Here is a 13,018-nt window from a genome sequence, read left to right as displayed (position 1 = left end):
GCCGGGGGCGCTACGCACCCCATCGCGAGCTACGCTAGCTCCTACACAAACACACACCGCTCAACGGTTCTGAGCATCCTTGGCATCCGCCTCGGCATTGCGCTCGTGCACCTTGCGCAGTTGCTCATCGGTAAGGGGCAATTTCTTGGCCGTGTCGCGCAGCATCATCAGCCCGCCGACGATGGAGCCAAGGGCTACTAACAGGATCAGCCAGGCATACCAGGGCATTGTCGTTCTCCTTACGGGATGGCAGCGTAGTTACCGATTTTGATCGGCAACGCGCTTCGTTGGTTCCATGGTACAGCCGTGGCGCGCTTCACCGCTTGGCCATTTCCATCAACCGCAGCCCCCAACCCTGCACCACATCGTTTACAATGCGCGCCGTTTTCGACTTGCCAAGAGACCGTGCCCATGTCCGCCTGCCAGACGCCCCTGATCGTCGCCCTGGATTTCCCCACCCGTGAGGCCGCCCTGAAGCTGGCTGACCAGCTAGACCCCGCGCTGTGCCGGGTGAAGGTTGGCAAGGAGCTGTTCACCAGCAGCGCTTCGGGCATTGTCGAAACCCTGTGTGAAAAGGGCTTCGAAGTGTTCCTGGACCTGAAATTCCACGACATCCCCAACACCACGGCCATGGCGGTAAAAGCAGCGGCAGAGATGGGCGTGTGGATGGTCAACGTACATTGCTCGGGCGGCCTGCGCATGATGGCGGCGTGCCGTGAGGAGCTGGCCAAGCGCAGCGGCCCACAGCCGTTGCTGATCGGCGTGACCGTGCTTACGAGCATGGAGCGTGAAGACCTGGCCGGCATCGGTTTGGACGTTGACCCGCAGGAGCAGGTGCTAAGGCTGGCTGCGCTGGCGCAGAAGGCCGGCATGGACGGCCTGGTGTGCTCGGCACTGGAAGCGCCAGCACTGAAGGCGGCGCACCCGGGCCTGCAACTGGTAACCCCAGGCATTCGGCCGGCGGGCAGTGCCCAGGATGACCAGCGCCGCATTCTTACCCCGCGCCAGGCGCTGGATGCCGGTTCTGACTACCTGGTAATCGGTCGCCCCATCAGCCAGGCTGCTGACCCGGCCCAGGCCCTTGCAGCGGTGGTTGCCGAAATTCGCGGCTAAGCTGGCGCGATAAAAGCGGGGCTGCACGGCAGCCCCCACGCATTCACACCTTCAGCACCAGCTTCCCGAAGTTTTCACCGTTGAACAGCTTCAACAGCGTCTCAGGGAAGGTTTCCAACCCCTCCACCACGTCTTCCTTGCTCTTGACCTGCCCGCTGGCCAGCCAGCCGGCCATTTCCTGCGCCGCCTTGCCATAATCCTTGGCATGGTCCATGACCACAAAGCCCTCCATGCGCGCACGGTTCACCAGCAGTGCCAAGTAGTTGGCCGGGCCCTTGACGGCTTCCTTGTTGTTGTACTGGCTGATGGCGCCGCAAATCACGATACGCGCCTTGAAGTTGATGCGGGTAAGCACGGCATCCAGAATCTCGCCGCCTACGTTGTCGAAGTAAACGTCCACGCCTTTGGGGCACTCGCGTTTCAGGCCTGCCAGCACGTCTTCGGCCTTGTAGTCGATTACCCCGTCGAAGCCCAGTTCGTCTTTCAGGTACTGGCACTTCTCTTTGCCGCCAGCGATGCCTACCACGTGGCAGCCTTTGATCTTGGCGATCTGGCCCACAATGCTACCCACCGCACCGGCAGCGCCAGAAATCACCACCGTGTCACCGGCCTTCGGCTGGCCCACTTCCAGTAAGGCGAAATAGGCCGTCATACCGGTCATGCCCAGCGCCGACAGGTAGCGGGGCAGGGGTGCCAGGTTGGGGTCGATCTTGTGCAGGCCCTGTGCGTCACCGGTGAAGTAATCCTGCACACCCAGGGCCCCGCCAACATGGTCGCCGGCCTTGAAGCCCGGGTGGTTGGAGGCAATCACTTCGCCCACACCCAAGGCGCGCATTACCTGGCCCAGGGCCACCGGGGGGATGTAGGACTTGCCTTCGTTCATCCAGCCGCGCATGGCCGGGTCCAGTGACAGGTACAGGTTACGCACCAGTACCTGGCCTTCGCCGGGCTGTTCGGCGGGCACCGTTTCGTAGCCGAAGTCATCGCGGCGCACGGCGCCGACCGGGCGTTTTACGAGCAGAAAGCGGCGGTTGGTCTGGGTCATGATGGCTCCTAGAGAAGAATGAAAGGGTAAGACGGCCAATTTACCTTGTTGATGAAACGCAGTGCGTAACATCACTGACAAGCATGGTGTCACAAATGCTCATGTGATGATGCTGCCCGCCTGGTCAGCGGCTGACTATGCTCTGGGCTCCTTCACACCCTCACTGGAGCAGGCGATGAGCATGAGTTTTGCGGGCCAGGTGGCCCTGGTCACCGGTGGCGGCGCCGGTATTGGCCGGGCGACGGCCCTGGCATTCGCCTGCGAGGGCCTGAAAGTGGTGGTGGCTGACCTGGATGCCGTGGGCGGCGAAGCCACGGTGGCGCAGATCCGTGCCGCAGGCGGCGAGGCCCTGTTCATCGAGTGTGACGTAACCCGCGAAGGCCAAGTGCGCCAGATGCACGAACACCTGATCGCGGCCTATGGCCGGCTGGACTATGCCTTCAACAATGCCGGCATCGAGATCGAGCAGGGCCGCCTGCCCGAGGGCAGCGAAGCGCAGTTTGACGCGATCATGGGGGTAAACGTGAAGGGGGTTTGGCTGTGCATGAAGTACCAACTGCCACTGCTGCTGGCCCAGGGCGGCGGCGCCATCGTCAATACCGCCTCGGTGGCGGGGCTGGGGGCGGCGCCCAAAATGAGTATCTACAGTGCGTCCAAGCATGCGGTGATCGGCCTGACCAAGTCGGCAGCCATCGAGTACGCCAAAAAAGGCGTGCGGGTAAACGCCGTATGCCCCGCCGTCATCGACACTGACATGTTCCGGCGCGCCTACGAAGCCGACCCCCGCAAGGCAGAGTTTGCCGCCGCCATGCACCCGGTGGGGCGTATTGGCAAAGTCGAAGAAATTGCCAGCGCGGTGCTGTACCTGTGCAGCGACGGGGCGGCATTCACTACGGGCCATTGCCTGACGGTGGACGGTGGAGCCACGGCGATCTGAACCTGCAGCTGTAACTATGTCGCTGAGGGGCAACATTCCCGCGCCCCAGCCTTCATTCAACATGCCAGGCGACCTCCGGCAAGCTGTTAGCGACACGTTCATAGCTATTTGACACTATTCTGACGTCAGGCCCTTGTTCCGGCGCTGGCAACGTTGCCACCCTTGGCCTTCGGCATAACCTGACACACAGAAGGGGAATGGGCATGGGCGCAAGCAAGCAGGGTGTGTTGGCCAACCTGGGCATGGCCCGCAAACTCACCCTGGGGTTTGCCCTGGTGCTGTTGCTGACCCTGGCAGTGGCCGCTATCGGCATTGCTGCCCTGTACAGCGTTGGCCAGCGGTTCGACAGCCTGAGGCAGTTGGCGCAGTTCAACACCGACTTGCTGCGCCTGCGCCAGCATGAGCAGTCTTTTGCCCTCAGCTCCGACATCAAGCAGGCCGAGGCGTTGCGCGGTGGCCTCAAGGGCCTGGCCGAGCGCGCGCGCGAACAGCCGGCGCTGGCGGCAGCGGAAACCGACCTGGCGGCCTACGGCAAGGCATTCGAAGCGTTCGTAGGGGCGGTGCAGGCCAAGGAGCTGGCGCTGGATACCGCCAGTTGGTCGGTATCGAGTGTGGCCAACAACCTCGATGTGCTGCAGTCAGGCCTGGCCGACGATGGGGTGTACATGCTCAAGCAGTCCCAAGGGCAGCAGGGTGGCGAGTTCCTGGAGCAGGCCGCCCAGGTTGCCCAGGTGTCGCGCCTGATGTTGCAGGCCATGGATGAAGCGCGGGTACGCCTGGACAAAAGCCGCAAAGGTGAGGATGACGTGAGCCAGGCGCGCATCCCGCAAACGGTCGAAGCTGCAGCCCTGGTGACCCAGCTGCAGGCGGCGGTGACCGATAGCGGTTACCAAAGCGTGCTGAACGAAGTGGCGGGGCATATTGGGAGCTTTTCGGAAAAGCTCAACGAATACACCGATCAGCTGGCGCTGGAGCAGGGCCTGAAGGGCCAGTTGCAGGCCAGTGCCGAACAGGTAACCGGCCGGGTGGACCAGGCCTACCTGGGGCAGGAGCAGGCCCTGCAGGGTGACCTGCAACGCAATGCGGTGGCGATTGCCGTGGCCACGGGGCTGGCGCTGCTGGTTGGCATTCTGGCCGCCTGGCTGATCACCCGCGCCGTGGTCGGCCCCCTCAAGCACGTGATCGCCCGCGCCCGGCGCATTGCTGACGGCGAACTGGCATTCGAGGCGCCGGCCCCGCGCCGTGACGAGGTGGGGCAATTGATGCAGGCCATGCAGCAAATGGCGGCAGGGTTGTCGGGCATCGTCAGCGGGTTGCAGCAAGGTATCGAGCAACTGGCCGGCAGCGCCCAGGCGCTGTCGGCCGTGACCGAGCAGACCAACCGTGAGGTGGGCAGCCAGAAAGAAGAAACCGAACAAGTGGCCACCGCCATGCAGCAGATGACGGCGACCGTGCATGATGTGGCGCGCAACGCCGAAGAGGCCGCGCAGGCGGCCCATGCGGCGGATGAGAAGGTGGATTCCGGGCAGCAGGTGGTGCGCCAGAGCATGCAGCGTATCGAGCAGTTGGCGGCAGCGGCAGAAACGGCCAGTGCCGGCATCGACAGCCTCAGCTCCGAAATTCACACCATCGGCGATGTGCTGGAGGTGATCAAGAGCGTGGCCGAGCAGACCAACCTGCTGGCGCTGAATGCGGCCATCGAGGCAGCCCGTGCTGGTGAACAGGGGCGGGGCTTTGCCGTGGTGGCCGACGAAGTACGTGCGCTGGCGCGGCGTACTCGGCAGTCCACCGAGCAGATCGAAACCCTGGTGGCCAGCTTGCGCGGTAACGCCCAGCAGTCGGTGGCACAGATCAGGGGCAGCACCGAGCTGGTACGCTTGGCGGTGGCCGATGCGTTGCACACCGAGAGTGCCTTGGGCAGCATTGCGGCTGCGGTGTCATTGATTCAGCAGATGAACCAGCAAATAGCGGCAGCGGCAGAGGAACAGAGCTCGGTGGCTGAAGAAATCAGCCGCAGTGTCACGCAGATTCGCAGCAGCGCCGACCAGGCGGCGCTGGCCATGCAGGGCAGCGCCAGGTCGAGTGTGGAGCTGGCACAGTTGGGCACCGACCTCAAGGGCATGGTGGGCCATTTCCGGTTGTGACCCTTGTCAGCTGCGGCGGGGGTTTAGGATTACCAGTGCCAGGACCCCGGCCACGATGCCCCAGAACGCGGAGCCGATCGAGAACAGCGTCAGCCCCGACGCCGTGACCATGAAGGTGATGACCGCAGCCTCTCGCTCGCGGGCCTCGCTCATGGCCACGGTCAGCCCGTTCATGATCGAGCCGAACAGCGCCAGTGCGGCAATCGACAGCACCAGCTCTTTGGGCAAGGCGGCAAACAGCGCGGCCAGCGTTGCGCCAAACACCCCGGCGATACCATAGAACAGCCCGCACCACACCGCAGCGGTATAGCGTTTGCCAGGGTCTTCATGGGCGTGCGGGCCTGTGCAGATGGCCGCACTGATCGCCGCCAGGTTGACCCCGTGTGACCCGAACGGTGCCAGCAGCAACGAAGCAAACCCCGTGGCGGAGATCAGCGGGGAGGCCGGGACCTGGTAGCCGTCGGCGCGCAGCACGGCCACACCCGGCATGTTCTGCGAGGTCATCGCCACGACGAACAAGGGGATGCCGATGCTGATGGTGGCTGCCAGCGAGAAGCTGGGGGTGGTCCACACCGGCTTCGCGACCTCCAGGTGAAAGCCACTGAAGTCCAACAGGCCCAGGGCGCCGGACAACGCTGTGCCCACCACCAGCGCCGCCAGTACGCAGTAGCGCGGCGACAGGCGTTTGACCAGCAGGTAGCTGAAGAACATGCCCAGCACCAGCAAGGTGCGGTGCTGCGCCGCGACGAAGATTTCACTGCCGATCTTGAACAGGATGCCGGCCAGCAGTGCCGAGGCCAGGGACGCTGGGATGCGTTTGACCAGCCGCTCGAAGCTGCCAGTCAACCCGCAGGCCAGCACCAGCAGGGCGCAGGTGATGTAGGCACCGATGGCTTCGCCGTAACTCACCCCACCCAGGCTGGTGATCAGCAGCGCTGCGCCAGGTGTAGACCAGGCCACGGTGATGGGGGTGCGGTAGCGCAGTGACAAGCCGATGCTGCACACTGCCATGCCAATCGACAGCGCCCAGATCCACGACGAGATCTGCGCGGTGGTCAACCCGGCTGCCTGGCCGGCCTGGAACATCAATACCAACGAGCTGGTATAGCCGGTCAGCATGGCAATGAAGCCGGCGACAATGGCCGATGCCGAGGTATCGGCCAGGGGCCTCAGGCGTGCGGGGGTGGCATGGGGCATGAACAAGATCCTTGTCAGGGTGTAGGCAGTTTTTTCAGACTACCGCCAGCCGCGGCGAGGTTTGTCATACAGCGGCAATTGCTTTTAACCGTACAGTCGCCAACTATTGGGCGCTATTGCACAACTGCTTTGCAGGGGGAGGGGTGATGTACAAGGTGTATGGCGACTACCAGTCGGGCAACTGCTACAAGGTCAAGCTCATGTTGAGCCTGTTGGGCCGGCCCTGCGAGTGGCACCCGGTGGACATTCTCAAGGGCGAAACCGAAACCCCGGCGTTTCTGGCGATGAACCCTAACGGCAAGGTGCCCGTTCTGGAGCTGGAAGACGGTACCTACCTGTGGGAGTCCAACGCGATTCTCAATTTCCTCGCCGATGGCAGCGAGTTCCTGCCCACCGAGCCACGCCTGCGCACCCAAGTGTTGCAGTGGCAGTTTTTCGAGCAGTACAGCCATGAGCCGTACATTGCCGTCGCCAGGTTCATCCAGTTCTACCTGGGCTTGCCCGAAGCGCGGCTGGAGGAGTACCGCAAACTGCACAAAGGCGGCTACAAGGCACTGCGCGTGATGGAGCGGCAGCTGCAGATGACCCCCTACCTGGTGGGCGAGCAATACTCCATTGCCGACGTGGCGCTGTACGCCTACACCCATGTCGCTCACCAAGGCGGCTTTGACCTGGCGGATTACCCGGCGGTACGCGCCTGGCTCGAGCGCGTCAGCAGCCACCCGCGGCATGTGCCGATGGTGGGGTAAGGGGCGGCCCCAGCGTTAGCTGGCAGCGAAGCGTTCATCCAGGTAGGCGATGATGGCCTTGGATTCATACATCCAGGTCACCTTGCCATCTTGCTCGATGCGCAGGCACGGTACTTTTACCCGGCCACCGCCTTCCAGCAGCGCCTGGCGGTGCTGTGGGTCGTTCTTCGCGTCACGCAGGGCCACTGGCACATTCAGGCGGTGCAGGGTGCGGCGGGTTTTAACGCAGAACGGGCAGGCATGAAACTGGTACAGCGCCAGCCCCTTGGCCGCCTCGGCGACGCGGGCCTGGGCTGCCGGCTCGCGCTTGAGCTTGGCTGGGCGGCTGATCAAGTCTGCGAAGACGATGAGCTGGCCGAGGCCAACCCGCAGGGCTTTGACGATCATGGGTCAACTCCTGAAATGAAAAAGCCGACCTGGCAAGGGTCGGCCTGGGGCTTGCAGCCAATCACTTGATCAGGCTGAGGAACTCGCTGCGGGTGGACGCGTTTTCGCGGAACTCGCCCAGCATCACCGAAGTGATCATGCTGGAGTTCTGCTTCTCTACACCGCGCATCATCATGCACATGTGCTTGGCTTCGATAACCACCGCAACGCCTGCTGCCCCGGTAACCTGCTGCACGGCCTCGGCGATCTGGCGGCTGAGGTTTTCCTGGATTTGCAGGCGACGGGCGTACATGTCGACAATGCGCGCCACCTTGGACAGGCCCAGCACCTTGCCTTTGGGCAGGTAGGCCACGTGGGCCTTGCCAATGAAAGGCAGCATGTGGTGTTCGCACATCGAGTACAGCTCGATGTCCCGGACCAGCACCATTTCGCTGTTGTCAGAACTGAACAACGCGTTGTTGGTCACTTCTTCCAGTGTTTGTTCATAACCGCGGCAAAGATACTTCATCGCCTTTGCAGCCCGCTTGGGCGTGTCGAGCAGGCCCTCACGGGAGACGTCCTCGCCAATCTGGCTGAGGATCTCGGTGTAGTTCTGTTCCAGGGACATGGATCTACCTGTGGGAAAAATCGCAAAAACGAAGGTTACGGCGGCGAGGGCGGCGCTGCAAGCGCGGCGTTACTCGTCCCGGCCTTCGAGCATGGTTCGTTTGAGCATCACGTAGACGGCCCCGGTGCCGCCGTGGCGGGCATTGCAGGAGGCGAACCCGAGCACCTGGGGATGCTGGCGCAGCCAGGTGTTGACGTGGCTCTTGATCATGGGGCGCTTGCCGTCCAGCCGCGCCGCTTTGCCGTGGGTCACGCGCACGCAGCGTACTTCGAGGCGTGTGGCTTCGGCGATGAAGGCCCACAGGGTTTCCCGGGCCCTTTCCACGGTCATGCCGTGCAGGTCAAGGCTGCCTTCGAACGGGATCTGCCCCAGCTTGAGTTTGCGCAGCTGGGTTTCCTGCACGCCGTCACGTCGCCACATCAGCTCGTCCTCGGCGCCCACGTCGATGACGAACTGGTCGGACATACCATCGATGACCAAGGCTTTATCGCTGCGCACGGTGGCCGATTGGCGCAAGCCGGCCAGTTGCTGGCGATCGGCCTTGGGTTTGCCGACCTCGGCCCTGTCGTGCTTGATCGGCTTGACGCCGCGCACTTCGGCTTTGAACAGGGAAAAATCGTCGTCTTGCATGATGCCTCCACGTGGGCCGCGTAGTTTACGCGACTGCGCAGTGCAATGCGGAGGTCAATCGTGCTTTTTCATCAGGTGTGGCGACAGGTTCAGCTCCCGCGAACGGCGCAGGCGGATGCGGCTGAGCCGCCAGAACCGCACGCCCAGCCATAACAGCAGCAGCCCTGCGGCGGTCAGTACGCCTGCCAGCGGTTTGTTGGCATTGAGCTCTGCCAGGGCCGGGTAATTGCCCAGCAGGCCAGCCACGCCGGCCATAGCCAGCAGCACGCCAAGCGTTGCCAGCAGGGCCGAGAGGGCAGCCCCCAGACGGGCGCCCCAGTGACGCGGTTGGCGCGGGCGCAAGCGCTTGGCGTCGATACTGCCTTTGAGCTTCATCCCGCTCTCCTCTGTGCCTGTGGGCAGTTGGACTTGCACCGGCCCCGCGGGTTCCGCGCCCTCAGATCAGGCTGGCGGTGGGCGCCACGCAGGCGAAGTTGTCGGCCATCACGGCCATTTCACACTGGTGGATCTGTGCAGCCGGGATCACCCCGTCCTTGAACGCCAGGTCGCGGGTGGCCGAGGCATCTTCCACCAAGGTACAGCGGTAACCATAGTCCTTGGCCCGGCGCACGGTGGTGCTGACGCTGGAATGGCTCATGAAGCCGCACACGATCAGGTCCAGGTGGCCCAGCTCCTGCAGCGTTTCATGCAGCTTGGTGTTCTTGAACGCGTTGGGCATGCGCTTTTCAATGATGGTTTCGCCTTCCAGCGGCTCCAGCCCGGGGATGAACTGGCCGGCCGGGCCCTGCGGGTCGAAGCGGCCGCCCACGGTACCCAGGTGGCGAACATGGATGATTGGCCGGCCGCTTTTGCGCGCGGCGTCGAGCAACCGGGCGATGTTGGCCACGGCCTCGTCCATGCCCGACAGCGCCAGGGGCCCGCTTAGGTACTCCTTTTGCGCATCGATGATGATCAGGCTGGCATGGCTCAGCCTGGCCGGCGGGTAATCGCGGCCAGTGAGGCGGAACATCGTGGTTGGAACGGACATCAAGGGCTCCTTGGTGTAGGGCTTTTATGGGCCTATTCTCCCCTGCCTGCGCGCCAATGGGAATGGTTGACATCGCAAGTGGCGTGGTTACTGGCCTGTGGCTACCTCGCAGGCGATCCGAGGGAACAAATCAGCGGCCTGGGCTGTTAGACTTTTGTACGGTCTGAATTAGGAGTACCCCGTGATCACATCCCGTCTGCGCACGCTGCGCGACTACATCCGTTGGGCGGTCAGCCGCTTCCACGAACATGAGCTGTTCTTCGGCCACGGGGCCGACAACGCCTGGGACGAGGCAAGGCTGCTGGTGCTGGGGGCGGTGCACCTGCCGTGGGAAGTGGCCGACAGCTACCTGGACTGCATGCTCGAAGACGCCGAGCGTGTGCAATTGCAGCACCTGCTCAAGCGCCGTATCGAAGAGCGCGTACCTACGGCGTACCTGCTGGGCGAGGCCTGGTTCTGCGGCATGGCGTTCATCGTCGACGAACGTGTGCTGGTGCCGCGCTCGCCCATCGGCGAACTGCTGGAAAACCGCCTTGAGCCTTGGCTGGCCAGCGAGCCTGCGCGCATTCTGGACCTGTGCACAGGGTCCGGTTGCATCGGTATCGTGGCGGCGGACGTGTTCCCCCAGGCCGAAGTGGTGCTGGGCGACCTGTCGTTCGAGGCCCTTGAAGTGGCCAACCAGAACATCGAGCGTCACGGCTTGGACGGGCGGGTGTACACGGTGCAGGGCGACGGTTTTGCCGGGCTGCCAGGGCAGCGCTTCGACCTGATCCTGTCCAACCCGCCGTACGTCGACGCCGAAGACTTCGACGACATGCCTGCCGAATACCATCACGAGCCTGAGCTTGGCCTGGCCTGCGGTGCAGACGGCCTGGACCTGGTGCGGCGCATGTTGGCCGAGGCGGCTGACCACCTCACTGAAAAAGGCTTGCTGATTGTGGAGGTGGGCAACAGCCAGGTGCATGTCGAAGCCCTGTACCCGGAAGTGGACTTCGCCTGGCTGGAGTTCGAGCGCGGGGGCCATGGGGTGTTCATGCTCACCGCCGAGCAGTGCCGCCAGCACCAGGCGCTGTTCGCTTCCAAGGTGTAAACCGCGTGGGGGCTGTGCCGCGGCCCCTTGTTGGCTAGCGCGTGGCGATCCAGATCAGCAGGCCTGCCTGGAACAGCGCGAACGCTACCAGGCAGGTGATGGTGAAGCGCAAGCCGCTGTCTTCGCGCTGGTACTTGGCCACGCGCTCGTCGCGTTCGCGCAACTGGGCGCTGGTTTCCTGCAGTTGCTGCTCTGCCTGCTGCAACAGTTGCGCAGCCTCCAGAATGCCCACCTGCTGAACACGCTCGCTGTTCCAGGTGGTTGGCAACTGCCCGGCGGTGGTTGCCACAGTGTGCCCCTTGAGTACCTGGCCTTCTTCGTATTCCACTTCCAGGCCCGCGCCGCGCAGGCAGTGGTCACGGCGCAGGCGTGATTCCTCCTGCAGGGCGTCCTTGCTGGGCAGCTTGAATTCATCCACCTGGTAGCCGGGCCACTTGCGTTTGAGCCATTGTGCGGCCTGTGCAAGCAAAAAGCGCCCCAGGCCGCGGTTTACCGGTTCCAGCTGCAAGCCGTGCTCATCCCCGATGCGCACCCGTTTTTCACGGTGGTCCACGCGGATGTCCAGGCGGTTCTGCCCTTTGTGCACCTTCTGGCCGGGCAGCTGGATGTGCATGCGCAGCAGGCTGTGTTCGGTGTCGTGGCGCTCGGCATGGCCGAACTGCACGTAGCGCAGTGGCCGTGGGCCGGTGGCCCGGTCGATGGGCAGGGCGGCCAGGCGCAGCAACTGGTAATGCTCGACGGCCAAATCCGCCCAGGGCAGGGCGGGGGTTGGCTGGGGTTCTTCGGCCGGCTCTGTGGCAGTAGGTGTTGTGGTCATCAGGGCATGTCCTTGGCTATGCCTGCTGTATCGGCAGGCATGCCGCAGACCTGAGGCCGGGCATTACGCAGGCGGCAGGTGCTGGATGAACGTGACGATCTGCTCGCCCAGCTCCCGGGCCAGTGGCAGCTCGGGGTTCAGGTAGCTGTCGCGTTGCTGGCTCATGCTTTTGGGGCTGATGCGCAGCATGTGGTTCATGCCGTCAATCAGTATCAGTTGGGCATCGGGCTTGGCCGCCTTCAGGCGTTCGGCGTCCGCCACATCCACCTGCACATCGTTGCGCCCCTGCACGATAAGCGCTGGCACGGTGAGTTGGGCGAAGGCCTGGGCCGGGTTCTGGCGGAACAGTGTGATCAGGTAGGGCTGCACGCTGGGGCGGAACACTTGGCGCAAGGGCGCCGGCACGTCCAGGCTGGTCTGGCCGGCCTGCAGGCGGTCCAGCAGTTCGCTGCCACGGGCGAGTTGAGCGGGGGGCAGGCGTTCGGCCAATTGCTCGCGCAGTACGTCAGCCATGGGCCGGCCGCTGCCGGCCAGGCTGATCACCGCGCTGGCACCGGCCTGCTCGGCAGCAAGGCTGGCGATGAGTGCGCCTTCGCTGTGGCCGATGAGAATCAGCTGGCCGAAGCGTGGGTCGGCTTTGAGCTTGTGGCTCCAGGCCACGACATCGGCCACGTAGCGCTCCACGCTGAGGTCGCGTTCGTCTGGGGTGGCGGGTTGGCTGGCGGCCACGCCGCGTTTGTCGTAGCGCACGCTGGCGATGTGCTGGTTGGCCAGCAGCAGGGCCAGGCGCTTGAGGTTATCGACCCGGCCGGAAGCGGGGTTGTTGCCGTTACGGTCGGTGGGCCCGGAGCCTGCGATGATCAGCACCACCGGCGGTGGCGTGGCCTGTTGGGGCAGCAGCAGGCTGCCGTGCAATATGCCTTGGCCAGTATCCAGGTCGATGGGGCGCTGCAGGACGGTAGGGGCGGCGGCCTGGGCCAGGCCAGTGAACAGCAGGAACAACAGGGCGACAAGGCGCGGCATGGTGCGGGGCTACTTGGGTAGGGGGATAGCACTTTGACCTTACGCGCAGTGGAAGGTTCTGCGCGGGCCCGCCACGCCCCACGCCCTAAATGTAGGAGCGAGCGCAGCTCGCGATGCGCCGCGCAGGCGGCGCTCGGTCTAATAGGCGCAAACCCTCTTGTGGCGAACACCTGGCAGCCCTCATGCGATTTCAGCCTGGGACCCTTCACCGGTAGAACGCGGTTGGGCTGGGAGGTGGTCAGCGTGACATTT

15 protein-coding genes and 1 pseudogene are annotated in these 13,018 nt (G+C 63.9%); 6 read left to right on the top strand and 10 right to left on the bottom strand.

Annotation, left to right across the window (positions count from 1 at the left end):
• Window positions 1–60 precede the first annotated feature (60 nt).
• On the bottom strand, window positions 61–228 hold the full coding sequence (locus IAE38_RS22965) for a DUF2897 family protein (RefSeq protein ID WP_082428242.1): 168 nt from the start codon (window positions 226–228) through the stop codon (window positions 61–63).
• A 183-nt stretch (window positions 229–411) separates the two neighbouring features.
• Between IAE38_RS22965 and pyrF the strand changes: the two genes are divergently transcribed.
• The gene (gene pyrF / locus IAE38_RS22960) at window positions 412–1,113 is read left to right on the top strand and encodes an orotidine-5'-phosphate decarboxylase (protein WP_028634735.1); all 702 of its coding nucleotides are present in this window, start codon (window positions 412–414) and stop codon (window positions 1,111–1,113) included.
• Between the two features lie 43 nt (window positions 1,114–1,156).
• On the opposite strand, the gene IAE38_RS22955 is transcribed toward pyrF, so the two are convergent.
• A complete protein-coding gene (locus IAE38_RS22955; protein ID WP_201214681.1) occupies window positions 1,157–2,158 on the bottom strand; it encodes an NADP-dependent oxidoreductase in 1,002 nt (333 codons plus the stop codon).
• A 175-nt stretch (window positions 2,159–2,333) separates the two neighbouring features.
• On the opposite strand from IAE38_RS22955, the gene IAE38_RS22950 reads away from it, so the two are divergent.
• The 3 genes and pseudogenes from IAE38_RS22950 (at window position 2,334) to IAE38_RS24435 (ending at window position 5,239) form a co-directional block, all read left to right on the top strand.
• Window positions 2,334–3,095: an SDR family oxidoreductase gene (locus IAE38_RS22950; RefSeq protein ID WP_028634737.1), complete on the top strand. Its 762-nt coding sequence runs from the start codon at window positions 2,334–2,336 to the stop codon at window positions 3,093–3,095.
• Between the two features lie 197 nt (window positions 3,096–3,292).
• A pseudogene (locus IAE38_RS24440) lies at window positions 3,293–4,378 on the top strand (HAMP domain-containing protein); the annotation flags it as partial.
• Window positions 4,358–5,239, top strand: coding sequence for a methyl-accepting chemotaxis protein (locus IAE38_RS24435; RefSeq protein WP_442968331.1), 882 nt, complete (start codon window positions 4,358–4,360; stop codon window positions 5,237–5,239). The pseudogene IAE38_RS24440 and the gene IAE38_RS24435, both read left to right, overlap by 21 nt.
• A gap of 6 nt (window positions 5,240–5,245) precedes the next feature.
• Here the strand turns inward: IAE38_RS24435 and IAE38_RS22940 are convergent, their stop codons facing one another.
• Window positions 5,246–6,436 carry a benzoate/H(+) symporter BenE family transporter gene (locus IAE38_RS22940; RefSeq protein WP_028634739.1) on the bottom strand — a complete coding sequence of 397 codons (1,191 nt, stop codon included), beginning with the start codon at window positions 6,434–6,436 and terminating at the stop codon, window positions 5,246–5,248.
• A 146-nt stretch (window positions 6,437–6,582) separates the two neighbouring features.
• On the opposite strand from IAE38_RS22940, the gene IAE38_RS22935 reads away from it, so the two are divergent.
• The gene (locus IAE38_RS22935) at window positions 6,583–7,185 is read left to right on the top strand and encodes a glutathione S-transferase family protein (RefSeq protein ID WP_028634740.1); all 603 of its coding nucleotides are present in this window, start codon (window positions 6,583–6,585) and stop codon (window positions 7,183–7,185) included.
• A gap of 15 nt (window positions 7,186–7,200) precedes the next feature.
• On the opposite strand, the gene IAE38_RS22930 is transcribed toward IAE38_RS22935, so the two are convergent.
• The 5 genes from IAE38_RS22930 to IAE38_RS22910 form a co-directional block, all read right to left on the bottom strand.
• Window positions 7,201–7,572 carry a glutaredoxin family protein gene (locus IAE38_RS22930; protein WP_201219447.1) on the bottom strand — a complete coding sequence of 124 codons (372 nt, stop codon included), beginning with the start codon at window positions 7,570–7,572 and terminating at the stop codon, window positions 7,201–7,203.
• A 61-nt stretch (window positions 7,573–7,633) separates the two neighbouring features.
• Window positions 7,634–8,179, bottom strand: a complete 546-nt coding sequence (gene folE / locus IAE38_RS22925) for a GTP cyclohydrolase I FolE (protein ID WP_028634742.1) — start codon at window positions 8,177–8,179, stop codon at window positions 7,634–7,636.
• 69 nt (window positions 8,180–8,248) lie between these two features.
• On the bottom strand, window positions 8,249–8,809 hold the full coding sequence (locus IAE38_RS22920; RefSeq protein WP_201219445.1) for a Smr/MutS family protein: 561 nt from the start codon (window positions 8,807–8,809) through the stop codon (window positions 8,249–8,251).
• Window positions 8,810–8,863: 54 nt separating this feature from the next.
• A complete protein-coding gene (locus tag IAE38_RS22915) occupies window positions 8,864–9,184 on the bottom strand; it encodes a hypothetical protein (RefSeq protein WP_201165234.1) in 321 nt (106 codons plus the stop codon).
• Window positions 9,185–9,245: 61 nt separating this feature from the next.
• A complete protein-coding gene (locus IAE38_RS22910; protein WP_028634745.1) occupies window positions 9,246–9,836 on the bottom strand; it encodes a cysteine hydrolase family protein in 591 nt (196 codons plus the stop codon).
• A gap of 181 nt (window positions 9,837–10,017) precedes the next feature.
• Between IAE38_RS22910 and prmB the strand changes: the two genes are divergently transcribed.
• A complete protein-coding gene (gene prmB, locus IAE38_RS22905) occupies window positions 10,018–10,926 on the top strand; it encodes a 50S ribosomal protein L3 N(5)-glutamine methyltransferase (RefSeq protein ID WP_060481578.1) in 909 nt (302 codons plus the stop codon).
• Between the two features lie 34 nt (window positions 10,927–10,960).
• Here prmB and IAE38_RS22900 read toward each other — a convergent pair whose 3' ends face one another.
• Together IAE38_RS22900 and IAE38_RS22895 are read right to left on the bottom strand one after the other, a co-directional pair.
• Complete coding sequence (locus IAE38_RS22900) at window positions 10,961–11,743, bottom strand: hypothetical protein (RefSeq protein WP_201219443.1); 783 nt, start codon at window positions 11,741–11,743, stop codon at window positions 10,961–10,963.
• A gap of 63 nt (window positions 11,744–11,806) precedes the next feature.
• Window positions 11,807–12,766, bottom strand: a complete 960-nt coding sequence (locus tag IAE38_RS22895; protein WP_201219441.1) for an alpha/beta hydrolase — start codon at window positions 12,764–12,766, stop codon at window positions 11,807–11,809.
• Window positions 12,767–13,018 lie beyond the last annotated feature (252 nt).

The sequence above is a fragment of the Pseudomonas sp. S32 genome (assembly GCF_016648095.1).
Lineage (GTDB): Bacteria > Pseudomonadota > Gammaproteobacteria > Pseudomonadales > Pseudomonadaceae > Aquipseudomonas > Aquipseudomonas parafulva.
Note: the sequence above shows the minus strand (reverse complement) of the source record. Positions and strands in the feature narration are given on the sequence as shown.